The sequence below is a fragment of the Stenotrophomonas sp. 86428_Sma genome, assembly GCF_056481585.1.
Window position 1 is genome coordinate 1071334 of record NZ_CM151156.1, and the last position, 24753, is coordinate 1096086.

At 67.2% G+C, this 24753-nt stretch carries 30 protein-coding genes; 7 read left to right on the top strand and 23 right to left on the bottom strand.

The window, feature by feature from the left end:
- Positions 1 to 75 precede the first annotated feature (75 nt).
- Genes ptsP through ACZK3J_RS04905 form a run of 3 tightly spaced genes read right to left on the bottom strand, consistent with a single transcriptional unit; the run spans position 76 to position 2502 of the window.
- Complete coding sequence (gene ptsP, locus ACZK3J_RS04895; protein WP_100437450.1) at positions 76 to 1845, bottom strand: phosphoenolpyruvate--protein phosphotransferase; 1770 nt, start codon at positions 1843 to 1845, stop codon at positions 76 to 78.
- A gap of 2 nt (positions 1846 to 1847) precedes the next feature.
- The gene (locus ACZK3J_RS04900; protein WP_005408385.1) at positions 1848 to 2117 is read right to left on the bottom strand and encodes an HPr family phosphocarrier protein; all 270 of its coding nucleotides are present in this window, start codon (positions 2115 to 2117) and stop codon (positions 1848 to 1850) included.
- Positions 2110 to 2502, bottom strand: coding sequence for a PTS sugar transporter subunit IIA (locus ACZK3J_RS04905; protein WP_049462131.1), 393 nt, complete (start codon positions 2500 to 2502; stop codon positions 2110 to 2112). Before ACZK3J_RS04905 ends, ACZK3J_RS04900 begins: the two co-directional genes overlap by 8 nt.
- Positions 2503 to 2831: 329 nt before the next feature.
- Between ACZK3J_RS04905 and ACZK3J_RS04910 the strand changes: the two genes are divergently transcribed.
- Positions 2832 to 4183, top strand: a protein-coding gene (locus ACZK3J_RS04910; protein WP_329916253.1) for an IS3-like element ISStma2 family transposase whose coding sequence is annotated in 2 segments (ribosomal slippage) — positions 2832 to 3279 and positions 3279 to 4183 — 1353 coding nt in all. Because the reading frame shifts where the segments join, the coding sequence is not laid out codon by codon here.
- A 142-nt stretch (positions 4184 to 4325) separates the two neighbouring features.
- On the opposite strand, the gene rapZ is transcribed toward ACZK3J_RS04910, so the two are convergent.
- The 10 genes from rapZ to ACZK3J_RS04960 form a co-directional block, all read right to left on the bottom strand.
- On the bottom strand, positions 4326 to 5210 hold the full coding sequence (gene rapZ, locus ACZK3J_RS04915; RefSeq protein ID WP_032130190.1) for an RNase adapter RapZ: 885 nt from the start codon (positions 5208 to 5210) through the stop codon (positions 4326 to 4328).
- A 27-nt stretch (positions 5211 to 5237) separates the two neighbouring features.
- Positions 5238 to 6188 (bottom strand): HPr(Ser) kinase/phosphatase, encoded by a 951-nt coding sequence (gene hprK / locus ACZK3J_RS04920; RefSeq protein ID WP_005408388.1) that lies wholly within the window; start codon positions 6186 to 6188, stop codon positions 5238 to 5240.
- On the bottom strand, positions 6185 to 6637 hold the full coding sequence (locus ACZK3J_RS04925; protein ID WP_032130191.1) for a PTS sugar transporter subunit IIA: 453 nt from the start codon (positions 6635 to 6637) through the stop codon (positions 6185 to 6187). The genes hprK and ACZK3J_RS04925 overlap by 4 nt, the downstream gene beginning before the upstream one ends.
- A gap of 21 nt (positions 6638 to 6658) precedes the next feature.
- On the bottom strand, positions 6659 to 6976 hold the full coding sequence (hpf, locus tag ACZK3J_RS04930) for a ribosome hibernation-promoting factor, HPF/YfiA family (protein ID WP_004147311.1): 318 nt from the start codon (positions 6974 to 6976) through the stop codon (positions 6659 to 6661).
- 58 nt (positions 6977 to 7034) lie between these two features.
- Positions 7035 to 8459, bottom strand: a complete 1425-nt coding sequence (locus ACZK3J_RS04935) for an RNA polymerase factor sigma-54 (protein WP_279913695.1) — start codon at positions 8457 to 8459, stop codon at positions 7035 to 7037.
- Positions 8460 to 8499: 40 nt separating this feature from the next.
- On the bottom strand, positions 8500 to 9219 hold the full coding sequence (gene lptB / locus ACZK3J_RS04940; RefSeq protein ID WP_049400688.1) for an LPS export ABC transporter ATP-binding protein: 720 nt from the start codon (positions 9217 to 9219) through the stop codon (positions 8500 to 8502).
- Positions 9219 to 9770: a lipopolysaccharide transport periplasmic protein LptA gene (lptA, locus tag ACZK3J_RS04945; protein ID WP_423166852.1), complete on the bottom strand. Its 552-nt coding sequence runs from the start codon at positions 9768 to 9770 to the stop codon at positions 9219 to 9221. Before lptA ends, lptB begins: the two co-directional genes overlap by 1 nt.
- A 104-nt stretch (positions 9771 to 9874) precedes the next feature.
- Positions 9875 to 10450, bottom strand: coding sequence for an LPS export ABC transporter periplasmic protein LptC (lptC, locus tag ACZK3J_RS04950; protein ID WP_049421534.1), 576 nt, complete (start codon positions 10448 to 10450; stop codon positions 9875 to 9877).
- Entirely contained in the window at positions 10447 to 10995 is a 549-nt protein-coding gene (locus tag ACZK3J_RS04955; protein ID WP_049398160.1) for a KdsC family phosphatase, read from the bottom strand. The genes lptC and ACZK3J_RS04955 overlap by 4 nt, the downstream gene beginning before the upstream one ends.
- A 66-nt stretch (positions 10996 to 11061) precedes the next feature.
- A complete protein-coding gene (locus tag ACZK3J_RS04960; protein WP_100437453.1) occupies positions 11062 to 12063 on the bottom strand; it encodes a KpsF/GutQ family sugar-phosphate isomerase in 1002 nt (333 codons plus the stop codon).
- Positions 12064 to 12117: 54 nt separating this feature from the next.
- Between ACZK3J_RS04960 and ACZK3J_RS04965 the strand changes: the two genes are divergently transcribed.
- The 3 genes from ACZK3J_RS04965 to ACZK3J_RS04975 are packed head-to-tail and all read left to right on the top strand — an operon-like array spanning position 12118 to position 13967.
- Positions 12118 to 12348: a BolA family protein gene (locus ACZK3J_RS04965; protein WP_005408396.1), complete on the top strand. Its 231-nt coding sequence runs from the start codon at positions 12118 to 12120 to the stop codon at positions 12346 to 12348.
- Between the two features lie 21 nt (positions 12349 to 12369).
- Entirely contained in the window at positions 12370 to 13641 is a 1272-nt protein-coding gene (gene murA, locus ACZK3J_RS04970; protein WP_071228066.1) for a UDP-N-acetylglucosamine 1-carboxyvinyltransferase, read from the top strand.
- A complete protein-coding gene (locus ACZK3J_RS04975; protein ID WP_032130368.1) occupies positions 13638 to 13967 on the top strand; it encodes a hypothetical protein in 330 nt (109 codons plus the stop codon). The genes murA and ACZK3J_RS04975 overlap by 4 nt, the downstream gene beginning before the upstream one ends.
- Positions 13968 to 14089: 122 nt before the next feature.
- On the opposite strand, the gene ACZK3J_RS04980 is transcribed toward ACZK3J_RS04975, so the two are convergent.
- From ACZK3J_RS04980 to purM, 7 genes are all read right to left on the bottom strand, one after another.
- Positions 14090 to 14773, bottom strand: coding sequence for a DUF3108 domain-containing protein (locus ACZK3J_RS04980; RefSeq protein WP_100437454.1), 684 nt, complete (start codon positions 14771 to 14773; stop codon positions 14090 to 14092).
- A 2-nt stretch (positions 14774 to 14775) separates the two neighbouring features.
- On the bottom strand, positions 14776 to 15600 hold the full coding sequence (locus tag ACZK3J_RS04985; protein ID WP_100437455.1) for a DUF3108 domain-containing protein: 825 nt from the start codon (positions 15598 to 15600) through the stop codon (positions 14776 to 14778).
- 67 nt (positions 15601 to 15667) lie between these two features.
- Positions 15668 to 16327 carry a phosphoribosylglycinamide formyltransferase gene (gene purN, locus ACZK3J_RS04990; protein ID WP_100437456.1) on the bottom strand — a complete coding sequence of 220 codons (660 nt, stop codon included), beginning with the start codon at positions 16325 to 16327 and terminating at the stop codon, positions 15668 to 15670.
- Positions 16324 to 16986 (bottom strand): DUF2238 domain-containing protein, encoded by a 663-nt coding sequence (locus ACZK3J_RS04995; protein ID WP_049398166.1) that lies wholly within the window; start codon positions 16984 to 16986, stop codon positions 16324 to 16326. Before ACZK3J_RS04995 ends, purN begins: the two co-directional genes overlap by 4 nt.
- Positions 16987 to 17027: 41 nt before the next feature.
- Entirely contained in the window at positions 17028 to 17450 is a 423-nt protein-coding gene (locus ACZK3J_RS05000) for a hypothetical protein (protein ID WP_032130364.1), read from the bottom strand.
- Positions 17447 to 17935, bottom strand: coding sequence for a hypothetical protein (locus ACZK3J_RS05005; protein ID WP_100437457.1), 489 nt, complete (start codon positions 17933 to 17935; stop codon positions 17447 to 17449). Before ACZK3J_RS05005 ends, ACZK3J_RS05000 begins: the two co-directional genes overlap by 4 nt.
- A 22-nt stretch (positions 17936 to 17957) precedes the next feature.
- Positions 17958 to 19016, bottom strand: coding sequence for a phosphoribosylformylglycinamidine cyclo-ligase (purM, locus tag ACZK3J_RS05010; protein ID WP_100437458.1), 1059 nt, complete (start codon positions 19014 to 19016; stop codon positions 17958 to 17960).
- A 99-nt stretch (positions 19017 to 19115) separates the two neighbouring features.
- Between purM and ACZK3J_RS05015 the strand changes: the two genes are divergently transcribed.
- The 3 genes from ACZK3J_RS05015 to hda are packed head-to-tail and all read left to right on the top strand — an operon-like array spanning position 19116 to position 22128.
- Positions 19116 to 20255 (top strand): DUF2066 domain-containing protein, encoded by a 1140-nt coding sequence (locus ACZK3J_RS05015; RefSeq protein ID WP_032130361.1) that lies wholly within the window; start codon positions 19116 to 19118, stop codon positions 20253 to 20255.
- Positions 20252 to 21421 (top strand): AI-2E family transporter, encoded by a 1170-nt coding sequence (locus ACZK3J_RS05020; RefSeq protein ID WP_032130360.1) that lies wholly within the window; start codon positions 20252 to 20254, stop codon positions 21419 to 21421. Before ACZK3J_RS05015 ends, ACZK3J_RS05020 begins: the two co-directional genes overlap by 4 nt.
- Positions 21421 to 22128, top strand: a complete 708-nt coding sequence (hda, locus tag ACZK3J_RS05025; RefSeq protein ID WP_032130359.1) for a DnaA regulatory inactivator Hda — start codon at positions 21421 to 21423, stop codon at positions 22126 to 22128. The genes ACZK3J_RS05020 and hda overlap by 1 nt, the downstream gene beginning before the upstream one ends.
- Positions 22129 to 22647: 519 nt before the next feature.
- Here the strand turns inward: hda and murU are convergent.
- From murU to ACZK3J_RS05040, 3 genes are all read right to left on the bottom strand, one after another.
- Positions 22648 to 23358, bottom strand: a complete 711-nt coding sequence (gene murU / locus ACZK3J_RS05030) for an N-acetylmuramate alpha-1-phosphate uridylyltransferase MurU (protein WP_478476465.1) — start codon at positions 23356 to 23358, stop codon at positions 22648 to 22650.
- A complete protein-coding gene (locus tag ACZK3J_RS05035) occupies positions 23355 to 24380 on the bottom strand; it encodes an aminoglycoside phosphotransferase family protein (protein ID WP_478476466.1) in 1026 nt (341 codons plus the stop codon). Before ACZK3J_RS05035 ends, murU begins: the two co-directional genes overlap by 4 nt.
- A gap of 64 nt (positions 24381 to 24444) precedes the next feature.
- The gene (locus ACZK3J_RS05040) at positions 24445 to 24714 is read right to left on the bottom strand and encodes a GlsB/YeaQ/YmgE family stress response membrane protein (RefSeq protein WP_049398791.1); all 270 of its coding nucleotides are present in this window, start codon (positions 24712 to 24714) and stop codon (positions 24445 to 24447) included.
- Between the last annotated feature and the right edge of the window lie 39 nt (positions 24715 to 24753).

A 24753-nucleotide genomic window follows, 5' to 3' on the forward strand; every position in this document is an offset into this window, starting at 1 on the left:
ACGGCCGCTGGCCGGCAAGCGTCCCCATTGAAGGCCATGAGGTTGCCGGCCAGCGGCCGGCACTACCCTTGGCGCTCAGGGCGTATCCGCCACCAGCGCCAGCCAGCGCTCGATCGCGCGGCGGTCGCGTGCGGCCAGCAGCTTCGGCGCGCGCGCGCGCAGCGCGGCCAGGTCGGCCTCGCGGATCGCGCGGCGCACCTCCAGCAGTGTGCCGGGGTGCAGGCTGAATTCGCTCAGGCCCAGCGCCAGCAGCAGCGGAGTCATCCGTGCATCACCGGCCATCTCACCGCAGACCGCCACCGGAATGCGATGCCGCGCGCCGGTCTCGATCACCATCTGCAGCAACCGCAGCACGGCCGGATGCAGCGGCGAATACAGCTCGCCCAGTGCCTCGTTGTTGCGGTCAGCGGCCAGCAGGTACTGCACCAGGTCGTTGGTGCCGATCGACAGGAAGTCGACCAGGTCGATGAAGCTCTCCAGCGCCAACGCCGCAGCGGGCACCTCGATCATCGCGCCCAGCGGCACATGGTCGGACACCATGTGGCCTTCGCTGCGCAGCTGTTCGGTCAGCTTGAGCATGCGCCGGCGCACCGCCAGCAGTTCCTCGCGGGTGCTGACCATCGGCACCAGCACGCGCAGCTTGCCGTAGGCCGAGGCGCGCAGGATCGCGCGCAGCTGGGTGTCGGCCACCTTGGGCCGTGCCAGCGACAGGCGTACGCCGCGCAGTCCCAGGGCCGGGTTTTCTTCGTTGCTCAGGGTCAGGCCGGTGCGGTCGGCCTTGTCCGCGCCCAGATCGAGCGTGCGGATGGTGACCGGTCGCCCGCTCATGCCCAACGCGGCATCGCGGTAGGTCTGGAACTGTTCTTCTTCGTCCGGCAGCTCGTTGCGCTGCAGGAACAGGAATTCGGTGCGGTACAGGCCCAGCCCCTGCGCGCCCAGCGCATGCGCCTGGGTGACGTCCTCCAGCGATTCGGCATTGGCCAGCAGGGCGATGTCGACCTGGTCGCGGGTACGGCTGGGTTTGCTGCGCAGGCGGCCGAGCTCGCGCTGCTCGCGCGCATGTTCTTTCAGGCGCGCGCGGTAGTCGCGCAGGTTGTCGGCCTGCGGGTTGGCGGTGATGCTGCCGTCGGCGCCATCGATGATCAGCACGTCGCCATCGGCGATGCGGCTGAGCAGCTGCGGCACGTTGACGATCAAGGGCAGGTGCAGGCTGCGCGCCAGGATCGCACTGTGCGACAGCGCGCTGCCGGCGGCGGTGACGATGCCGACCACGCCCTGCGCCTGCAACTGGGCAAGCTCGGAGGGCGCGATGTTGTCGCAGACCAGGATTTCACCGGCCAGGCCTTTCATCACCGGCGGGCGTTCGGGCTGCAGGAAGGCGTGGATGCGGCCGATCACATGGTCGAGGTCGTCCATGCGGCTCTTCAGATAGGCATCGTCCATGCCATCGAAGACCTTGGCCAGGCGGTCACGCTGCAGGCGCAACGCATAGCCGGCGCTGTAGGGGCCGCTGCGGATCAGTTCGTCCAGCCCGAACAACAGCTCGGGGTCGTCCAGCAGCAGGGCATGCAGGTCGAGGAACTCGCCCACCTCCTGGTTCAGGGCGCCATGCAGGCGCTGCCGCAGTTCGTGCATTTCCGTGCGCGCGGCATCCACCGCGCGGTGCAGGCGGGCCAGCTCGGCCTCGACCTGATGGGCGGCGACGCGCTGCTCGGCCACTTCCAGCGCATGTGGCAGGCGCACCCGCGCCCGGCCCATCGCTGCGCCACGGGCAGCACCGTGCCCGGCCAGCAGCTGTACCGGCCGCTGGCCGGAGGGGACCTGGCCGGCGCGCGCGCGTGGCACGCTCAGCTGTCCTCGTCGAAGCGGCGTTCGAACAGGCCGACCACCGCTTCCATCGCGGCGGCTTCGTCCTCGCCGTTGATGCGCACCGTGACCGGTGTGCCCTGGCCGGCGGCCAGCAGCATCACGCCCATGATGCTCTTGGCGTTGATCTCACGGCCCTTGGCGGCCATGGTCACGTTGCAGCGGAACGGCGCCAGGGTCTGCACCAGCTTGGCGGTGGCCCGGGCGTGCAGGCCCAGGCGGTTGCTCACGGTGAGTTCTCGTTCAAGCATCGTCGACTATCGCTCCATTACGGGTACCCGCCGCGGCTGTGGCGGGCAGTTGATCCAGTCCCTGTTCCGGATAATTCATCACCCGCAGCAACATCGGCAGGCTCAGCGCCGACACCCGGCGAACCGGGGTCCCCAGCCGGGCCAGCTGCCCGGCAAGGTTGGCGGGGCTGGCGCCGTACAGGTCGGTCAGGATCAGCACGCCTTCACCATTGTCGACCCGCCGCAGAGCGGCTGAGGCGAGCGGGAGCAGGGCGTCCAGGTCTGCGTCGAACGGTACTTCGAAAGCTTCGGTTTTCAGCGGCAATTGCCGCAGGAGCCGGGTCGCCACGTCTAGCAGGGCGGTCCCGACCCCGGGATGTGTTACGAGGAGAATGCCACAGGTCATTACTGCACGTTAACAGGTAAAGGTGAATTGGCGATAGCAGCAGATGAGGGGCACTGTGTCCCGTATTCAGTGTTGCTCGGGTCGGAGCCCTTTTCCGTTGGAAAAGGATCCGACCCCATCCGTTTTTCGATGCCTGACCGGGACTCATCCACGCATGGCGTGGATCTACCGTGTCGACCAAGGTCGACACCTACCAACAGCACACGGAATCTGTCAGAGGTGGGGCGGTGTGGGTCTGCAGGACCGTTGGCGCCATGGATGGCGCCATCGAGCCCCCATGGTGAAGTGACCCCCGGGAGTTGGACACCAGATCCAACCCCGAGGGATACATGAACAAATACGACGCGCGTTTCAAACTGCAGGTCGCCAAAGAGGCCTGCAAGACCTCCACATCGGTCAAAGCCATTGCCCGTCGCCACGGCCTGGAGTTCTCCACGGTCAGGCGCTGGGTGGCGACCTATCGGCTGCATGGTTGGCGGGGATTTCATCGCCAGGCCCGGTCCTATGACCTCCCGTTCAAGCTGGCTGTCCTGGAGAAGATGAGCCAGGACGGCCTGTCCGGGCGGGAGGCCACCACCTACTTTCAAATTGGCGATGCCGGCGCGGTGGGACGATGGCGGCGCCTGTATGCTCAAGGCGGTGCCCAAGCGTTGGCACCCCCTCCGCCGCCGCCCCGAAAGCCGATGAAAAAGACCCGTTCGTCCAAGCCACCTGAGGATATGAGCCGCGATGAGCTGCTCAAGGAAGTCGCCTATCTGCGTGCGGAGACCGACTACCTAAAAAAACTCGATGCCTTGATCCGGGAAGAGCAGGCGGCGCAGGACGCAAAGCGCAAGCCGTCCAAGGATTGAGGCAGGTTCATACGCTGTCGCTTCTGCTCGAAGCAGCTGAGCTGTCACGCAGTACGTTCTATTACCAGAACCATGTCCTGGCCCATCCGGATCAGGATGAGGCAGCCCTGTGCGAGCGCATCCGTGCAATCTACGATCAAAGCCAAGGGCGCTATGGCTATCGCACGGTGACGCTGGAATTAGCCAATCAGGGTCATCGGACCAATCACAAGCGGGTTCAGCGCCTGATGGGGGAGATGGGACTGAAATCGCGGGTGCGTGTGAAGCGCTACCAGGCCTTCAAGGGGGCGGCCAATGTTGTGGTTGGCAATGACCTCAATCGCCAGTTCCATGCCGAGCGCCCCAACCAGAAATGGGTGACTGACGTGACCGAGTTCAAGGTGCAGGGCATGAAGCTGTACCTGTCGCCGATCATGGACCTCTACAACGGCGAAATCGTGGCTTATCAGATCAAGCGTCGGCCCGTATTTGATCTGGTGGGCCAAATGCTGGAGGAGGCCATCAAGAAGCTTTCCCCGGATGAGCGCCCCATGATCCACTCCGACCAGGGCTGGCAGTACCAGCATGAAAACTACCGGCATATGCTGGAAAAGCACTCGTTGAAGCAAAGCATGTCCCGGCGCGGCAACTGCCTGGACAATGCGGCGATGGAGAGCTTCTTTGGGACGCTGAAGTCGGAATTCTTCTACCTGAACAGCTTTGACAGCATCGAGAGTCTGGAAGCTGGGCTGGTGGAATACATCCAGTACTACAACGAAGAACGCATCAAACTGAAACTGAAAGGTCTGAGCCCGATAAAGTACCGGGAGCAGGCCCAATCGGCCGCCTGACCCCGTCCAAGTCTCGGGGGTCACTTCATGGACGGGTTTACGGCGTGTCCTGCAGACCCACACCGCCCCGCCATCCCACGTAATCCCGCTCTTGCCGTTGACGTGGCCTCTGCGGGTGCCGGGCGCAGCCCGGCCGACCCCCTCAATCCTGTTCGCGGTGGTAGGTCGCCACGTCTTCCCAGCCCATCTCGCGGGCATGCCGGGCCAGGCGCTCGGCCAGGAACACCGAACGGTGCTTGCCGCCGGTGCAGCCGAAGGCAACGGTCACGTAGCTGCGGGTGCCATCCCCCAGCTTCGGCAGCCAGGTATCGAGGAAATCCATCAGCTGGGTCAGGTAGCGCTGCACGTCCGGCTGCGCTTCCAGGTAGTCGCGCACGCCCGGTTCGCGGCCACTCAGCGCACGCAGATCCGGGTCCCAGTGTGGATTGGGCAGCACCCGCGCATCGAACACGAAGTCTGCCTCGGCTGGCACGCCGCGCTTGTAGGCGAACGATTCGAACAGCAGCGACAGGCCGGTGGCATGGTCCATCGTGAACTCGGTGATGATCCGCCGCCGCAGCTGATGCACGTTGAGATTGCTGGTATCGATCACCGCATCGGCCTCGCGGCGCAGCGGCGCGGTCAATTCACGCTCACGCGCGATCGCTTCGGGCAGCGACAGGCCCAGCTGGCTCAGTGGATGGCGGCGGCGGGTGTCGGCGTAGCGTTTGAGCACGGCCTCGTCGCTGGCCTCGAAGAACAGCACCTTCACTTCCACGCCGGCATCGGTGGCCAGCTGCCGCCAGTCGCCCAGCTGGCTCAGGTCGGCCTGGCCGCGCACGTCGATGCCCACTGCCAGGCGGCGTGGTGCGCTGCCGTCGTGGTTGGCCAGCAGGCTGCGCACGAAGTCGGGCAGCAGATTGATCGGCAGGTTGTCCGAGCAGTAGTAGTCCTGGTCCTCGAAGGTCTTCAGGGCGACGGATTTACCCGAGCCGGACAGGCCGCTGACGATGATCAGGGTCGGGGCGGAGGGGGTGACGGTGCTCATGGACAGGCTCTTCGAAGGACAGGGGAATCAGGGTGTTCGCCGTTCCAGCAGGTTGCTGTGGCGGGCGATGAACATGGCCGCCGGGTCGATGCCCTTGGTGCGCAGGATGTGCAGGCGGGTCGCGGCCTCGGTCAGCACGGCCAGGTTGCGGCCGGGCATCACCGGCAGGGTGATCAGCGGTACATCCAGGTCCAGCACATGGCGGGTGCCCGAATCGCCGGTCAGGCGCTCGTAGCCATGCGGGGTGGGTTCGGTCATCGGCTTGGTCAGGTGGACGATCAGCCGAAGGTACTTGTTCTTCTTTACAGCCGTGTCGCCGAACATCTCGCGCACGTTCAACACGCCCAGGCCGCGCACTTCCAGCAGGTCCTGCAGCAGCTCCGGGCAGGTGCCATCGAGTACATCGGGCGCGATCTGGGTGAATTCGGGGGCATCGTCGGCCACCAGGCGATGGCCACGGCTGAGCAGTTCCAGCGCCAGTTCGCTCTTGCCGGATCCCGCTTCGCCGGTGATCAGCACGCCGATGGAGTAGATCTCCATGAACACGCCGTGCAGGATCACCCGCGGCGCCAGCGTCCGCGCCAGGTGGTAGGACAGGTGGTTGAGCAGTTCGTGGCCGCGCTTGGGCGACAGCCACAGCGGCGTGCCGGATTCATCAGCGGCGGCACGCAGGTCTTCCGGGCAAGCCTGGTTGCGGGTCAGCACCAGCGCCAGCGGGTGCGACTGCATGATCTTTTCGATGGTCTCCCAGCGCTGGCGCGGTTCCAGCGCATCCAGCCAGGACAGTTCCTCGGTGCCCAGGATCTGCACCTTGTTGGGGTAGATCGCATTGAGATAACCAGCCAGCGATGGACGCCGCGAGACCGTGTTGCCGGCCTCCAGCTCGCGCTTCTCGCCGGACTTGCCGGCAGCCCAGCGCAGCCCCAGCCGCTCGCGCTGCTGTTCGAACAGTTCACGGGCGGTGATGCTGGTATTCATGCGGCACTCGCAGGTGGGGTCATGTCCAGCGCCTCGCGCAGCGCCCGGGCATCGCCCGCTTCGCGCAGGGCCTGGCGGATGTCGGGCGCCGAAAACAGCTCGGCCAGCTCGGACAGCAGCATCAGGTGCTGGTGGGTGTAGTGGGCGGGGACGGCCATGGCGAACACCAGGTCCACCGGCTCGTCGCCACCGAAGTCGACCGGGGTGGCCAACCGCAGCAGGGCGCCGCGGGGGCGGTCCAGGGTTGGCGCGCGGCCGTGGGGAATGGCGATGCCGTGACCGATCGCGGTGCTGCCCAGCGCTTCGCGCTGGCACAGGTTCAGATAGATCTGTTCGGCGTTGGCCTGGCGGCAGGCCAGCAACCCGGCGGCGGCCTGCAGGACGCTGTCGCGGTCGGTGGCCGTGCAGAGCTGGGTCTGCACGGCCGCCAGGAGGTCAGTCAGGGGCATGTCTGCGGGGAACGGTGGCGATCAGCCACCATTGTCGCCCACCGGCAGCGGTGCGTGCTGCTGTTTTTTCTCCTTGTGCTTGATCACCAGACGGTCAAGCTTGTCCGCAAGCAGGTCGATCGCGGCATACATGGTCTGGGCATTGGCCTCGGCGTGCAGGGTCTGGCCGGGAATGTTGAGGCTGGCGTCGACGTGGTGTTCGGTCTTCTGCAGCTTGAGGGTCACCCGCGCTTCGCAGTGCTGGTCGAAGTGTTTGCCGATCCGGGCCAGCTTCTCCTCTACATAGGACTGCAGGGCCGGGGTGACTTCGACATCTTTGCCAAACGTTTCGATGCGCATCGGGTTTCTCCTGTGTTCGGATGTGCCAATGAACCTCTCCGCCGGGCGCGGCGGCGCGTCAAGCGATTCTGACCCTTTCGTGCGAGGCGGAAATGTTCATGGCTTCACGATACTTCGCCACGGTGCGTCGCGCTACTGGAATTCCCGACGATTTGAGCAGGTCAGCCAGCTTGGCGTCAGAAAGCGGCTTGCGCGGGTTCTCGTCGTCGATCAGGCGCCGGATCATCGCCTGGATGGCCGTGCTGGACGCCTCGCCACCGCCCTCGGTATCGATGCCCGAGGCGAAGAAGGCGCGCAGCGGCAGGGTGCCGCGCGGGGTACGCACGTGCTTGCGGGCGATCGCACGCGAGACCGTGGATTCGTGCAGGCCGAGCTCGGTGGCGATCTCGCGCAGGGTCAGTGGACGCAGCGCCTGCTCGCCGAATTCGAGGAAGCCGGCCTGCTGCAGGATCAGGCTGCGTACCACCCGCAGCAGGGTTTCGCCACGCTGCTGCAGCCCTTTCAGCAGCCAGCGCGCTTCCTGCAGCTGGGCACGCAGGTAGCCGGCATCGGCGTCGCCACAACGTCGGATCAGCTGTTCGTAGCCGCGGTGGATCACCACCTTCGGCCCGGCATGCGCGGCCAGCGCTGCGCGCCATACGCCGTTCTGCCGCCACACCACCACATCCGGCACCACGTAGGTGTCCTGCGACAGCGGTGCGATCTGCGTGCCCGGGCGCGGGTCCAGCGAGCGCAGCAGGGTGACTGCCGTCTCGACCTCGTCCAGGGGCTGTTTCAGTTCATGGGCCAGCCCGGCGACGCCGCTGCGCGGCAGCCGTTCCAGCGGGCCTGCGGCAATCTGTCGCGCCAGCACCAGGCCGGGCGTGTCACCGGCCAGCACATCCAGCTGCAGCAGCAGGCATTCGCCCAGCGTGCGTGCAGCCACACCGACCGGATCGAAACGCTGGATGCGATGCAGCACGGCGAGGATCTCGTCCTCGTCGGCGTGGATCGCCGGCAACAGGGTTTCGGCGATGGTGGCCAGCGGCTCGCGCAGGTAACCGTCGTCGTCCAGCGCATCGATCAGTGCGGCACCGATACTGCGATCACGCGAGGACAGATGCGACAGATGCAGCTGCCACAGCAGATGGTCGGCCAGTGTTTCGGTTTCGGCTACGCGCTCGGCGGCGCTGCCGGTGTCGTCGTCATCGTCGAAGCTGCCGCCGCTGCCGGCCGCGCTCCAGTCCAGTTCGGCCGGTGCCCAGTCGTCACCGGCATCGGTACGTTCTGCCGGGGCGTCACCGTCGTTGCCATCGCTGCCTTCGTTGCCGGCGCTGCTGCTGTCGCTGCTGTCGGCCCAGTCCAGCAGCGGATTGCTTTCCACCGCCTGGGCGATCTCCAGCTCCAGCTCGGTGGTGGACATCTGCAGCAGCTTGATCGCCTGCTGCAACTGGGGCGTGAGCACCAGCTGCTGTCCCAACGATGTCTGCAGCCGAGTCTTCATGCCTGTGCCGAAAGGAAGGAGAGGGACCCGGCGCTTGCCGTCACAGCTTGAAGGAATCCCCAAGGTAGACGCGACGCACGTCGGCATTGTCCAGGATCGCTTCCGGCGAGCCCTGGGCCAGCACGCTGCCCTCAGCGAGAATATACGCGCGGTCGCAGATTCCCAAGGTCTCGCGCACGTTGTGGTCAGTGATCAGCACGCCGATGCCACGCTGCTTGAGATGGGTGACGATGCGCTGGATCTCGCCGACGGAAATCGGGTCGACGCCGGCGAACGGTTCGTCGAGCAGGATCAGGCGCGGCTGCGCGGCCAGGGCACGGGCGATCTCGCAGCGGCGACGTTCGCCACCGGACAGGCTGGCGCCGAGCTGGTCGGCGACGTGGCCCAGCTGCAGTTCGTCGAGCAGGCTGTTCAATTCACGCTCGCGGCCAGCCGAATCCAGGCCCTCGCGCAGCTCCAGCACCAGGCGGATGTTGTCGGCCACGGTCAGCTTGCGGAACACCGACGGCTCCTGCGGCAGGTAACCCACGCCCTGCTTGGCCCGGGTATACATCGGGTCGCCGGTGATGTCCTTGCCGTCGAGCACGATGCTGCCAGCATCGGCGGCAACCAGGCCGACGATCATGTAGAAGCAGGTGGTCTTGCCGGCGCCGTTGGGGCCCAGCAGGCCGACCACTTCACCGGCGTCGAGGGTCAGCCCGAAGTCCTTGACGACTTCGCGTTGCTTGTACTTCTTGCGCAGGCCCTTGGCGACGAGCATTACTTCCTGCTCCCGGCCGGCTGTGCCGGCGTGGTGGCCTTGGGCTGTGCCGCAGGTGCGGCCGGGGTCTTGTTCTTCGGCGGGATGACGGTGCGCACGCGGCTGCCGTCGCCACCGGAGTTCATTTCGCCGGTGCGGGTGTTGTAGACCATGCGCTGGCCGGCATTGGTGCCGCGCGCGCTGGTGACCTTGTAGTTGCCGGTCAGGGTGATGATCTCGGTCTTGATGTCGTAGTCGATGCGATCGGCCAGCGCGTCCATCCAGGTGCCATCATCGAGCTGCTGCTTCATCCTGGCCTGCTTGCCGGTGAACACCACGCGCACGGCCTCGCCGTCCTTGAGGTAGATCTCGGCCTCGGACGAACGCAGGTCCAGCGTGCCCTGGGTGATGATCACGCCCTGCGACAGCACGGTCTTGCCGTCGCCGGTGAGCATGCCGGACTGGGCGCCGGAATCGATGTGCATGTCTTCGTTGCGGTCGGTGGACTTGGCGAAGGCGGCGCTGGGGACAAGAAGACCGAGCGCGAGTACGGCGGCAAAGGGAATCTTCATCGGGGTCCGTTCTACCGGTGGGGGCCTCCCGGGTGGACCGGAGGCGGGCGGGTGGGGCTGCCGGCCCTGCGCCTGTCCGGAGACGTCGCAGGCTGGCGGCGGAATCAGCGTTTGGGCGTGTAGCGGCCCTTGGACTGGCTGAGGAAATGATACGTGTTGTTCTTCGAATCCACTTCGAAGCCGACGCCGGACTGTTCCATGCCCGGGCGGGTCATGGTCACCAGGGCGTCGGTGCGGGCGCGGTTTTCCTTCGGGAACACGTCCAGATGGTCGGTGCGGAAGGTGGTCGGCACCGTGCCCGGGCCGACCGGGCTGTCGCCGGCGACATTGCCGCGCAGCTTCATCTCGTCGCCCTTGGCGCTGAGCCAGCCGGTTTCGGCACGCAGGGTCCAGTGCCTGCCATCCTTGTCCGGCATCTCGAACAACGGCGTGGCGATGTTGATGGTCTGGTCACCGCGCTGGCGTTCCAGCAGCGGCGCACGCAGCGTGGTCGATTCCTTGCCGTGCTCATCCAGGGCGACGATCTGGAAGTCGTGCAGGATGTAGTCCACGCCGACTTCCTTGCCGTCATTGGCCGGCCCCTTGTCGCGGTTGCGCAGCGCCGCCCAGCTGCTCAGCAGGGCCGCCAGCAGCAGGCCGATGCCGAGCAGGGTGCGCCAGTTCACGGTCGGCAGGTTCATGCGCCGAACCTCGCCAGCACCGCATCCACATGCCCCTGCGCGGCCAGCAGGATGTCGCACAGCTCGCGCGCGGCGCCACGCCCGCCATCGGCACGGGTCTGCCAGTGCACGCGCTCGGCGATCCACGGATGGGCGTTGGCCGGTGCCACGGCCAGGCCGACCGCGCCCAGCGGCGCCAGGTCGGGCAGGTCATCGCCCATGAAGGCCACCTGTTCCAGGCCGATGCCATGCTGCGCGCACAGCGCCTGCACGCTGGCCAGCTTGTCGCCCACGGCGATCTGGGTGTCGATGCCGAGGTCGGCGCCGCGCTTGAGCGCGGACTGGCTGTTGCGCGCGGTGATCAGCACGGGGTGGATGCCGTGCTGCTGCAGCAGTTTCAGGCCCAGGCCATCCTGCACGAAGTACGCCTTGCTCTCGTTGCCGTCCTTGTCGTAGTACAGCCGACCGTCGGTGAGGGTGCCGTCCACGTCGAAGCAGGCCAGGCGGATACGGGCCGCGGCGGCATGCAGGTGGGCAGGGAAGGCGGGCAAGGGGGACCAGGGCATCAGGGCGGCAGGCTCGGTGGGTTCGGGTGGGGCAGTACAGACTGAATGGGGTCTACGGACTGTCGGTTAAACCACCCGGGCCCGCAACAGGTCATGAATGTTCAGGGCGCCGACCGCACGGCCCTGGCCATCGACCACGATCAGGCCGGTGATCTTGTGGGTCTCCATCAGCCGGGCCGCCTCCACCGCCAGCTGGTCGGCGCCGATGGTGCGTGGGTTGCGCGTCATCACATCGGCGATCTTCGCGGTGCGCACGTCCAGCGCGCTGTCCAACGCGCGGCGCAGGTCGCCGTCGGTGAACAGGCCGATCAGCACGCCGCCGGCATCGACCACGGCGGTCATGCCCAGCCGTTTGCGGCTCATCTCCATCAGCGCTTCACTGAGACTGGCGTCGGCGCCCACGCTGGGCAGGTCGTCGCCGGTGTGCATCACGTCGGTGATGTGCAGCAGCAGGCGGCGGCCGAGGCTGCCGGCCGGGTGTGAACGGGCGAAATCGTCGGCGGTGAAGCCGCGCGCATCGAGCAGGGCCACCGCCAGCGCGTCGCCCATCGCCAGCGAGGCGGTGGTGCTGGAGGTCGGCGCCAGCGCCAGCGGACAGGCCTCGGCCGGCACGCTCACGTCCAGGTGTATGTCGGCGGCGGTGGCCAGGCTGGACTGTGGGCGCCCGGTCATGGAAATCAGCACGTTGCCCTGGCGCTTGAGCACCGGCAGCAGCATCAGCACCTCGTCTGACTCGCCCGAATAGGACAGGGCCAGCACCACGTCGTCCTCGGTGATCATGCCCAGGTCGCCGTGGCCGGCTTCACCTGGGTGCACGTAGAACGCCGGCGTACCGGTGGACGCCAGGGTGGCGGCGATCTTGCGGGCGATGTGCCCGGACTTGCCCATGCCGGTGGCGACCACCCGGCCGCGGCTGCCCAGGATCGCCTGGCAGGCCTGCTGGAACGCCTCGCCAAGGCGGTCGGCCACGGCGTCCAGCGCCTGCCGCTCGATCTCGAAGACGCGGCGGCCGCTGGCGACCAGGCCGGCAGGGTCGACGGAACGGGGGGGCAACAGGGATTCGGCCATGCGGACGCCACGCAGCGGAAGTAGAATGGAGGCACATTTTATTAGGAAAGCCCGTTGGACGCCGACACCATCCGCAATCTGATCGAAACCGGCCTGCCCGGCGCCCGCGCCGACGTGCAGGGCGACGATGGCGTGCATTTCGAAGCGACCGTGGTCTGCGAGGCCTTCGCCGGCAAGATGCCGCTGGCTCGCCACCGCATGGTGTATGCCACGCTGGGCGACCTGATGGGCGGCGCGATCCACGCGCTGGCGCTGAAAACCGTGACCCCGGCCGAAGCCGGCTGAACCGCAGAAGATCCCGAATACATGGCCAAGATCGTTGTGACCGGCGGCGCTGCGCTGCACGGTGAAGTGAGCATCTCCGGCGCCAAGAACGCCGTCCTCCCCATTCTCTGCGCGACCCTGCTGGCCGATGCGCCGGTGGAGATCACCAACGTGCCGCACCTGCACGACGTGGTCACTACGGTGAAGCTGCTGGGCGAGCTGGGCGCCAAGGTCACCATCGACCAGGGCACGCTGTCGCGCGGCAGTGCGATCGTGGTCGACCCGCGTTCGGTCAACCAGCACGTGGCACCGTACGAGCTGGTCAAGACCATGCGCGCCTCGATCCTGGTGCTGGGCCCGCTGCTGGCCCGCTTCGGCGCGGCCGAAGTATCGCTGCCGGGCGGCTGCGCGATCGGTTCGCGTCCGGTCGACCAGCACATCAAGGGCCTGCAGGCGCTGGGTGCCGAGATCGTGGTCGAGAACGGCTTCATCAAGGCCACCGCGAAGCGGCTGAAGGGGGGGCACTTCACCTTCGACATGGTCAGCGTCACCGGCACCGAGAACGTGCTGATGGGCGCGGTGCTGGCCGAAGGCACCACCATCCTCGACAACTGCGCGATGGAACCGGAAGTGACCGATCTGGCGCACTGCCTGATCGCGCTGGGCGCGAAGATCGAAGGCCTGGGCACTGCCCGCCTGGTGATCGAAGGCGTCGAGCGCCTGTCCGGCGGCCGCCATGAAGTGCTGCCCGACCGCATCGAGACCGGCACCTTCCTGGTGGCCGCAGCGATGACCGGTGGCAAGGTCACGGTCAACCGTGCGCGCCCGAACACCATGGACGCGGTGCTGTCCAAGCTGGTCGAAGCCGGTGCGAAGATCGAGACCACCGAAGACACCATCACCCTGGACATGCAGGGCAAGCGGCCGAAGGCGGTCAACCTGACCACCGCGCCGTACCCGGCATTCCCGACCGACATGCAGGCGCAGTTCATGGCGCTCAACTGCGTGGCCGACGGCGTGGGCGTGATCAACGAAACGATCTTCGAGAACCGTTTCATGCACGTCAACGAACTGCTGCGCCTGGGCGCGGACATCCAGGTCGAAGGGCATACCGCCATCGTGCGTGGCAACGAGCACCTGAGCGGCGCGCCGGTGATGGCCACCGACCTGCGCGCCTCGGCATCGCTGATCCTGGCCGGCCTGATGGCCAGCGGCGATACCACCATCGACCGCATCTACCACCTTGATCGTGGCTACGAGAACATCGAAGAGAAGCTGTCTTCGCTCGGCGCCACCATCCGGCGCGTGCCATGATCCTGCGCGGCAAGTTCAGCCCGCGTCGCAAGGCGCTGCTGGCTCTGGTGCTGATCGTGCTGGCGTGGCTGGGCTATGCCTGGTACGCCAACATCGCCATCACCCAGGGCATCGAGCAGAAGGACATGGACTGGAACGGCGATGGCACGGTCTCGCGCGACGAGATCATCGAGTCGTTCTATGCCGTTGCGGTGAATGACAGCCAGGATGGCAACCGTCATTGCCGCACTTTCGTCTGGCGCAGCACCGGCGAGCAGATCCGCGTGGACTGCCGCACCGAGTTCAAGCCGGCCGAGGAACAGAAACCGGCTGAAGCGAAGAAATAAGAAAACGCCCGCGAAAGCGGGCGTTTTCTTTTCGGTAGTGCCGGCCGCTGGCCGGCAACCCCATCAACCTCGTGGAGCATCGCGAGAATGCCGGGCAGTGGCCGGCACTACCGGTTCGCGCGTCAGTTCATCGCCTTGATGGTCAGGTCCAGCGCATCGCGGCCGCTCTCACGCTGCAGCATGCGCGCCGGTACCGGGAATTCCGGCACGATCCAGGCGATCAGCTCCTTGTTGCCGTCGGCGCGCGAGACCTTGGTGGCTTCGTAGCTCTTGCCGCCCACGGTGATCGACTCCTTGCCGATCACGCGGTAGGTCATGTTCTTGATGCGGCCTTCGTCGACCATGCGATAGGTCAGCGGCTTGCCGGCGGCCAGGTCGCGGGCGATCGCCAGGTTGATCAGCAGTGCATCCATGTCACCGGACTTCAGTGCGATCGGGCCGGCGCGGTCCGGCTTGATGTCGCCGGTCCAGGTGGCCTGGTTGCTGGTCCAGTTGTAGTTGGCCTGCACGTTGCGCTTCTTCACCAGCAGCGCCGAACGGTCCTGGCTGCTGAGCGGGCGCAGCTGGCCGCGCACCTCTTCGAACACGGTGCTCTGGCTCAGGTCGGCCAGCTGGTTCTTCACCTGCAGGCTGTAGCGCCACTTGTTGCTGCCTTCGCTGGCCAGGGTCATGGTGCCGTTGGCCTGCATGCCCATGTAGCTGGCCAGGTAATCGGCCTTGAACGGTTCCAGCGCCATGGCCGGCAGGCTGGCCACGGTCAGGGCAGCGGCTGCGATCCAGGTGAGGGGGCGGGTCAGGGTATTCATGCTCAGACTCCTTGGTATTCGATCAGGCGCAGATCGACGCGGTCTTCGCCGTCTTCGCGTTGCAGGATGCGCACCGGGGTGGGGACACCGTTGGCGATCCAGAGAATGGTTTCGTTTCTGCCACCGTTGGTCCGGTAGACCCGCAGTGCGTTGTAGGACAGGTCGCCGACCTCGACGTTCTCGGTCTGCGGCGCGGCCTGGTAGTCGTGTTCGCGGACCTTGCCCATGTCCACGTAGCGGTAATGCATGGAGGCGCCTGGACGCGCATCGCGCATGATCGCCAGGTTGATCAGCAGCGCGCTCTGGTCGCCTGCCTGCAGCGGGATCGGTTGCGCGCGTTCCTTCTTGACGTCACCGGTCCATTGCGCGGTGCCGGCCTGCCAGTTGTAGGTGCCGACCGCCTTCTTGCCCAGGAACAGGCCCTTGCGCACCGTGCTCTGGCTGAGCGGCGCATACACGCCGCTGCGCTCCTCGAACACTGTGCTCTGTTCGATGTTCAGGCCCAGCACGCTGGCAAAGCCGCGGCGGCCGACCACCTGCATGTCCACCCGCCACTGGCTGCCGCCGGTGTGGGTGACCTGCATGCTGGCATCGCCCGCTTCCTTGCCCTTGTAGAAGGCCTGGTAGGTGGCGCTGAACGGTTGCAGCGGCGGTGGCTCCCAGGCCAGTGCCGGTGGCATCGGTACGGCCGGCGCATCGGCTGGCGGCTGAGCTGCGGGCACCGGTGCCGGCGGGGCGGCGGGCGCCTGTGCCTGGCCCCAGCCCACGCCGGGGAACACGGCAAGCGACAACAGCAATGGAGTGGACAGCAGGGTCGTGGTCTTCATGGAGGACAGGGACCGCAGGAGGGGGCAGGATGCCAGCCCCGCAGTCAGCGGGGCGTGTGCATGGGGGCTACCGGTTCAGGTTCCCGGCGGAATCTAGGGCCAACGGGCTAAACAGGGGGTGACCGTCCAGTTGCGGCTGGCCCTCCCGTTCAGCCAGGCGGCCGGCGCACAACAGCTGCAGGGTGGCGATCAGCAGCGGATGCTCCACCGCCAGCACGCGCGCGGCCAGGCTCTCGGCGTCATCGCCGGGCAGCACCGGCACCCGCACCTGCGCCAGCACGGCGCCCGCATCCAGCTCGGGCACGACCAGATGCACGCTGGCACCGTGCTCGGCGTCGCCCGCCTGCAGCGCCCGGGCGTGGGTGTCCAGGCCCTTGTGCAGCGGCAGCAGCGATGGATGGATGTTGACCAGCCGGCCATTGAAGCGCTGTACGAAGGCCGCGCCGAGGATGCGCATGTAGCCGGCGCAGACGATCCAGTCCGGTTGTACTGCGGCCAGCGCATCGCCGAGCGCCTGCTCGTAGCTGGCGCGGTCGCTGAAGGACTTCGGTGCATGCGCCCAGCGCAGGTTCGGTGCGACGCGCTGCAGGGCCTCTGCGGCGGGGCGGTCGGAAAACACGCCGACCACCTCGGCGGGCAGTCGGCCGTCGGCAATGGCATCGAGGATGGCCTGCAGGTTGCTGCCGCGGCCGGAGGCGAGCACGGCAATGCGGGTGGTCGCGGTCACTGCTGGGCGCTCCGGCGGATCAGCGGCCAGATCAGCAGGCTGCCGAGGGTGGCCATCAGCATGTCGGCGTGCGCGTCCCACATGTCGCCCTGCTGCCCGTTGTAGGCCTCGGCAGCATCCGGTGACAGCGCCAGCGCGATGGCCCACTCGAACCATTCGTAGACCAGGCTGGCACACATCACCGTCATCACCGCCAGGGTGAAGGCCTGGCCCAGGCGCAGCGCCGGCCACGCATGACGGGCAAGCTGCAGCAGCGCAGGAGTGAAGCAGACGCCGAACAGGAAGTGGATGAGGCGATCAAAATGGTTGCGCTGCCAACCGAAGGCCGCATTCGGCGACCAGCCGCTCAGCGTCTGCGCCCAGGCGTCGTAGGGCACGTTGGAATACAGCCAGCGCGCGGCCACGCAGTGCAGGGCGATGAAGCCGCAGATCGCGATGAAGGCACCATTGCCCAGCCAGCCGCCGCGACGGTCGACCCACAGCAGCGCGGCCAGCCCGATCACGGTCAGGGTGCTGTGCAGGGCCTGTTCGGTAGGCCACAGCGGGTGGACCCAGCTGATTGCGAACACCGCCAGCACGGCGGCAAAGGCCAGCTTCTTGGGGCCCGAGAAACGGTGGGTGGTGGGCGAAGCGGACGTCGGGAGGGCAGGCGCGGACATGGGAAATCGATCAGGAAAGGACGGGGCGTCTGCCGGCAGGTTCAGACACTGAGGTGGTCGCCGCGGTCGAACAGCGCGGCCATGTCAGGTTTGGACAGGAACACCCAGGCATAGGCGGCCAAGGCCATGCCCAGCGGGCCGGCCAGTACGCCCAGCCACGCCGCGCGCCGGCACCAGGCCAGCCCGGTGCGATGTGACAGCTGGCGCGCGGTATACAACTGCACGAACCCCAGCACGGCCGCCAGCACGGCGATGGACGCATAGACCGTGGTCAGCATCCAGGCGTCGTCCAGCCCGCGCGAGTGGGCCACCCATCCGCTGAGGCCAAGGAACGCCACTGTGGCGAACCAATGGAAGCCGGCCAACGCGTAGAACAGCACTTTCAGCGTCTGCAGATGGCTGGTCAGCTGCAGCTGCGCCAGGGTCTGATGCGGCAGCGGCGGCGGATTGCCGGAGGCGGTCATGCGGGCGTGGTGGGAAGGTCGAAGGCGGCCTTCACCTGCGGGCGCAGCAGGGTGATCAGGCCGAACACCCCCAGCACCGTGCCGATGGGGGTGAACAGGCAGGCCAGGCCGGCCGCGATCAGGCACAGCAGGTAGCGGCGTCTCTGGGCCAGGCAGCGGCCGGCATAGGCGACGAACGCGCCCAGGCTGACGCCACCGAATACGGCGATGCAACCGATGAGGGTGAACATCCAGCCGAACAGGCGCTGTTCGGCCGGCGACGACGGCTGGCCGCCGGAATTCATCGGCAGGTTGCCGGTGAGCGCGGTGATGCCCAGCACGATGTGGATGATGAAGATCAGCGAGAACAGCACGATCAGGCCGCCGACCACGTAGTGCGCGATGGCCAGCATGCGCAGGTGGTCGGCATCCTGCGCGTTGAACACCGGTACCGTCGCCAGCGGCGGCGGCACGGGGGCGGGCGACAAGGGGGGCGTTGCGTCCATGCGGGCTCCTGGGTTGTCGGGATCAGGCGATGTGGACGCGCTCGGCGCCTTCGGCGGTGACCACCTGGCCGATGGTCCAGTGCTCCAGGCCCTGCGCCTTGACCGCATCGGATACCGCGGCCACCTGGTCCGGCGCCACGATCAGCACGAAGCCGATACCGCAGTTGAAGGTACGCCACATCTCGCTGTCGGCGACCGCGCCTTCCTTCTGCAGCCACTGGAACACCGGCGGCAGGGTCCAGGACGAGGCCTGGATGTCCAGGCCGAGGCCTTCGGGCACCACGCGGATGATGTTCTCGGTCAGGCCACCACCGGTGATGTGGGCCATGCCGTGGATGGCCGCGCCGTGCGACTTCAGCAGCGACAGGATCGGCTTCACGTACAGGCGGGTCGGCGCCATCAGCGCATCGACCAGCTTCACGCCGCCTTCCAGCTCCAGCTCGGCCGGGCGGCCGGCGCGGTCGTAGATGCGGCGCACCAGCGAGTAGCCGTTGGAATGCGGGCCGGACGAAGCGATGCCGATCAGCACATCGCCGGCAGCCACGCTGGCGCCATCCTTCAGCTCGCTCTTCTCGACGGCGGCGACGGTGAAGCCGGCCAGGTCGTACTCGCCCGGGGCATACATGTCGGGCATTTCAGCGGTTTCGCCGCCGATCAGCGCGCAGCCGGCCTCGGTGCAGCCGTTGGCGATGCCGCCCACGACCGCCGCGGCGGTGTCGATGTCCAGCTTGCCGGTGGCGAAGTAGTCCAGGAAGAACAGCGGTTCGGCACCCTGCACCAGCACGTCGTTCACGCACATGGCGACCAGATCGATGCCGATCGTATCGTGGCGGTTCAGCTGGTGGGCCAGCTTCAGCTTGGTGCCCACGCCGTCGGTGCCCGACACCAGCACCGGCTCGCGGTACTTGTTGGACAGGTCGAACAGGGCGCCGAAGCCGCCCAGGCCGCCCATCACTTCCGGGCGGAAGCTGCGCTTGACCAGGGGCTTGATCCGCTCGACCAGTTCGTTGCCGGCGTCGATGTCGACACCCGCGTCACGGTAGGTGAGGGGGGAGGGGGCGGAAGACGGGGTGTTGGTCACGGGCGTCGGCGCTGGCAGGGGTTGAACGGGCGATTTTAACAGGCCGCATTGGCGCAAAGGCCGTATTCGGGCAACAATTCCCCCGGATACGTCGAGCCAATGGATGTCCTGATGCGCCGCAGCCTGATTCTGACCCTGCTCCTTGCGCTGAGCCTGCCGGTGGCCACGATGGCCCAGAGCGGCCTGCGCACCGAGGGTGATGTTGCCACCGCCACTGGCGCGTACGAGGCCGAAGTGCCCGTCAACAGCCAGGCCGAAGCCGACCGCAACGGTGCGCTGGCCCGCGCCTTGAGCGTTGTACTGGGCAAGTTGTCCGGCGATCGCAGCGTGATGTCGCGCCCTGGCGTGGCGCAGGCGCTGCGCAATGCCAAGGATTACGTGGCCAGCTACGACTACAAGCAGGACCAGAGCGTGAGCGCCAGTGGCGCCCCCAGCTTCCGCACCCTGCTGGTGGCCCGCTTCCGCGAGGACGATGTCGATTCGCTGGTGTCGGCGCTGGGCCTGCCGCTGTGGCCGCAGCCCCGACCGAAGCCGGTGCTGTGGCTGGCCGTCGATGACGGCAGCGGTCCGCGCCTGGTCAGCGTGCAGCAGGCCAACGCCGCCCGCCCGTTGCTGAACCGCGCCATTGAACGCGGCTACAAGCTGGGCCTGCCCAGCGGTGGTGCCGCCGAACAGGCGCTGGCCGGTGCCATCTGGCGCCAGGACAGTGCCGCCGTGGCCCGTGCCTCTTCGCGCTACTCGCCGCCGATGCAGCTGATCGGCAAGCTGTACCGCGCCAATGGCGGCTGGCAGGCGGACTGGGTGTTCGTTGACAACGGCCGTGAGCTGAACAAGTGGACCAGCAAGGACGCCAACGCCATGCGCGCGATGGCCGCCGGTGCCGATGGTGCCGCCGATGCGCTGGTCAAGCGCTATGCCAAGGCCGGCGCGGCCGTCGGCCAGGCCGGCACCTACCGGGTGGTGGTGACCGGCATCAACAGTGCCGACGACTACCTGCGCCTGGCTGCGGGCCTGCGTGAGGTGCCGGTGGTGCGCAACGTCACCCCGCTGCACGCTTCGGCCGGCCAGCTGGAGCTGAGCCTGGAGATGACCACCGGCCTGGCCGGCTTCAACCGCATGCTGGGCGACAACGGCGTGCTGGTGCCGAGCGCACCGCTGCCGGCCCTGCCGACGCCGATCGACGACACCACCGGTGCCCCGGTCGCTGCGCCGGTCAGCAACGAGTACCGCCTGCGATGAACCTGACCCCGGAAGCGGAAATCGCGCAGTTTCTGCGCCGCCTGAAGTACATCCTGTTCGCCGGCCTGATCGGCTGGGTGGTGTGGTTGCTGGCGCCGATCCTGACCCCGTTCGTGCTGGCGCTGGCGCTGGCCTGGCTGGGCGATCCGCTGGTGGACCGCATCGAGGCCACCGGCCGTTCGCGCATGACCGGCGTGGTGCTGGTGTTCGCGGCGATGGTGCTGGTGATCGTGGCGCTGCTGCTGGTGCTGGTGCCGATGATCGAGCGCCAGATCACCACCCTGATTGCGGTCGCGCCGCAGGCACAGGCGTGGCTGATGGAAAAGGGCATTCCCTGGTTCGAGCAGAAGACCGGCCTGGAAGTGATGCAGTGGCTGGACCCGGACCGCCTGATCGAATGGGTGCGCAGCCACTGGCAGCAGGCCGGCGGCTTCGCCACCACGTTCATGGGCTACGTCTCGCGTTCGGGCTTTGCGATGGTGACCTGGGTGGTCAACATCCTGCTGCTGCCGATCCTGGCGTTCTACTTCCTGCGTGACTGGGACAAGCTGGTCGAGCGCGTGGCGTCGGTGATTCCGCGCAACCAGATCGGCACCATCTCCGCGCTGGCACGCGAATCCAACGAAGTGCTCGGTGCGTTCATCCGCGGGCAGTTCCTGGTGATGCTGGCGCTGGGCGTGATCTATGCCGGCGGCCTGTCGCTGGTCGGCCTCAAGCTGGGTCTGCTGATCGGCCTGATTGCCGGCCTGATCAGCTTCATTCCCTACCTGGGCGCGACCACCGGCATCCTGATGGCGGTGGTCGCCGCACTGGTGCAGGCACAGGGCTTCGACCTGAAGCTGCTGATCCTGGTCGGCGTGGTGTTCACCGTGGGCCAGCTGCTGGAAAGCTACGTACTGACCCCGCGCATCGTCGGCGACAAGATCGGCCTGCACCCGGTGGCAGTGATCTTCGCGGTGATGGCCGGCGGCCAGTTGTTCGGCTTCCTCGGCATGCTGCTGGCGCTGCCGGTGGCAGCGGTGACCAACGTGCTGCTGCGCTACGCGCACCAGCGTTATCGCCAGAGCGAGCTGTACGTGGGTGAGAAGCCGGCGATCGTGCTTGATGGCGTGGTCGATGCCCCCCATATCATCATTCCGAACGACAAGGGCCCCGACCTGAAGTGATGGGTGTGCCGCAACTGCCGCTGGCCCTGCATTACCCGCGGGACCAGCGCCTGGAGACCTTCATCGGCGCGCCGGACGGCGCGCTGGCGCAGCTGCGCGCGATCGCGGTGGGTGCCAGCCACGATTGGGTTTATCTGGAAGGTGCGGCGGGCACGGGCAAGACCCACCAGGCACTGGCGATGTGCTCCAGCGCCGAGCAGGCCGGGCGACTGCCGACCTACGTACCGCTGGCCAGCGCCGCCGGCCGCGTACGCGCGGCGCTCGATGGGCTGGAAGCGCGCGAACTGGTGGCGCTGGACGGCCTGGACGAGGTTGCCGGCAACCGCGAGGACGAGATCGCGCTGTTCGATTTCCACAACCGCGCGCGCGCTGCGGGCGTGACCGTGCTGTACACGGCGCAGAAGGCGCCGGAAGAACTGGGCCTGGTACTGCCCGATCTGCGCTCGCGGTTGGGCCAGTGCGTGCGCGTGCTGCTGCAGCCGCTGGATGAGGAAGGGCGGGCAGCGGTGCTGCGTGAGCGCGCGCTGCGGCGTGGGCTGGCGATCGACGAGGCCTCGATCGAGTGGCTGCTGTCGCACACCGGTCGCGAGCTGGGTGGATTGATCACGCTGCTGGACTGGCTGGACCGCGAGTCGCTGGCGGCGAAGCGGCGGATCACCGTGCCGTTCCTGCGCCAGGTGCTGGAAGAAGGCCGGCCGCGTTACTGAGGTTGGGGTTTGCTTTGCAGGGCTGCGCCCTGCACCCGCCGATGCCAGGGCAACGTCAACGTCAAAAGCGGGCTATTCGTGGGATGGCGGGGTGGCTCAGGTTGCGGGGGACGGCGCAAGTACGTCCATGTAGCCTCGATCACGCCATCCATGGCGCTCACGCCCCCGCAACCTGAGCCACCCCGCCTTCGACAGGTTCCCGCGGCTGTTGGTGGGTGTCGACCTTGGTCGACACGCGTCTTGCTTGTGGTAGGTGTCGACCTTGGTCGACACCAGAGCGAGCATAGCGACGCGACCCGCTTTTGCTTTTCTTTTTTCTTTTCCGTGGCTGGACGCGCACGGAAACTGTCAGAGGCCGGGCGGGATGGGTACGCGGGGGTGTCTGCGGCATGGATGCCGCGGACAAGCCTCCATGGATGGATTCACGGCGTCCCCCGCGTACCCATCCCGCCCGGCCAAGCACGGCTTTGCAGTCGAGCAAGCTCGACTCTACTGATTAGGCATCCAGCCACGAGGGGCTCAGCCGTTCGCGGCCAACTCAACATCCAGCGCGCGCAGGCGATCCACGGTCCCGACATCGGTCCAGCGCCCGCGATGGTGCTGCCCCGTCATCAATCCCTGCGCCATGAAGTGCTTCTGCAGCGGCACCACCGAGAACTTCGGTGGGAGCCGCTCGCTGCCCGGTGCATCACCGATCACCGTGCGCCAGTCGGCCACGATGGAAGGGCGATACACGCCGATGCCGGCATAGGTCAGGCACGGGCCTTCGCGGTCGTGATGCAACACGCCCTGTGCATCGAGACGGTAGTCGCCGTCCGGGTGCTGCGCGGGATTGTCGACCAGCACCAGGTGCGCCTGGCCCTGCGGCTCGCGCGGCAGCGTGGCGAAATCGAAATCGGTCCAGATGTCGCCGTTCACCACCAGGAACGGGGCCTCGCCCAGCACCGGTAGTGCATTGAGGATGCCGCCGCCGGTTTCCAGCGGGGTCTGCCCTTCGTACATGAAATGCAGGCGCAGGCCCCATTGGCTGCCATCGCCCAGCGTCGCTGGAAACTGTTCGGCCAGCCATGCGGTGTTGACCACCACCTCGCGCACGCCGAGTGCGGCCAGGCGTTCCAGGTGCCAGACGATCAGCGGTTTGCCGGCCACTTCCAGCAGCGGCTTGGGCGTGTGCAGTGTCAGCGGGCGCATGCGCTCGCCGAGGCCGGCAGCAAAGACCAGCGCCTTCATCGGGCCACGCGCATCGGTGCGGCCAGGTCGGTCAGCGCCGGCTTGATGCGGTGTTCCAGCAGCTGCTGCAGCGGTGCCAGCTCGCGGTAGCGCGGCAGCACTTCATCCAGATAGGTGATGAAGCGCGGCGCGTCGTCGAGGTAATGGCCCTTGTTGTCGCGGTAGCGCAGGCGGCAGAACAGGCCGAGGATCTTCACGTGGCGCTGGATGCCCATCCAGTCGGCATCGCGCAGGAAGGTGGCGCGGTCGGGCACCGGCAGGCCGGCGTTGCGGGCGCGCTCGTGATACTGCGCCAGCCACTCGTCCACACGCTGCAGCGGCCAGCTCAGGAACGCGTCCTTGAACAGGCTCATCGCATCGTAGGCGATCGGGCCGCGCACCAGGTCCTGGAAATCCAGCACTGCCGGACCATTCTCGACCGGCATCAGATTGCGCGGCATGTAGTCGCGATGGGTCATCAGCTGGGCCTGGCCCAGCGCGTTGTCCATCAACCTGCGGTGCACCAGCTGCAGCCCTTCAATCTCACCGCAGTCCAGTTCCAGGTTCAGGTGGCGCTGCAGGAACCATTCGTCGAACAGGCCGGCATCGCGCTGCAGCAGCGCTTCGCCAAACTGGCTGAAGTCGGCCGGCACCGGGATCGCCTGCAGGCGCAGCAGCTGTTCGATCGAGCGGCCGAACCATTCGTCCGCGTTGCGCTCGTCGAGGATCTTCGCCAGGGTCGGGCCGCCGAGATCTTCCAGCAGCAGGAAGCCGGCATCCAGATCCTGTGCCAGCAGCGCGGGCACACGCAGGCCGTTGTCATCCAGCAGGCCGCGCATGCGCAGCCACGGGCGCGGATCTTCCAGCCCCGGCGGGGCATCCATCACGATGTGGCTGCCGCGCGTGCTGGTGGTGCGCCAGTAGCTGCGCATGCCGGCATCGACCGAGGCGCGTTCGACCACCGCACTGGAATCATCGAGCTGGGTACGGGCCCACTGCAGGCGCTGCGCGCTGCGCTGGGGATCAGAGGCGGGTTCGGTCATGCAGGCATATCCGGGCGCGCCGGGCGCGCCTACGTCGGGAACAGGAAGGGAAGAGGGTGCGGGATCAGCGGCGACCGCTGAACAGACGCAGGACGGCCAGCACGGCCACCGCGCCCAGCACCGCACCGAGGAAGCCGGCCGGCTCACCGGGGGCGTACCAGCCCATGTACTGGCCGAACCACCCGGCCAGCAGCGCGCCGATGATGCCCAGCACGATGGTCAGCAGGCAGCCCATGCGGTTGTTGCCGGGCATGAAGAATCGCCCGAGCAGGCCGACGAAGAAGCCGACCAGGATGATGTAGAGCCAGCTGCTGCTGCCGAACAGACCATTCATGCGCGCGATTTCCACCAAGGGTGGACGCAGCCTAGCAAG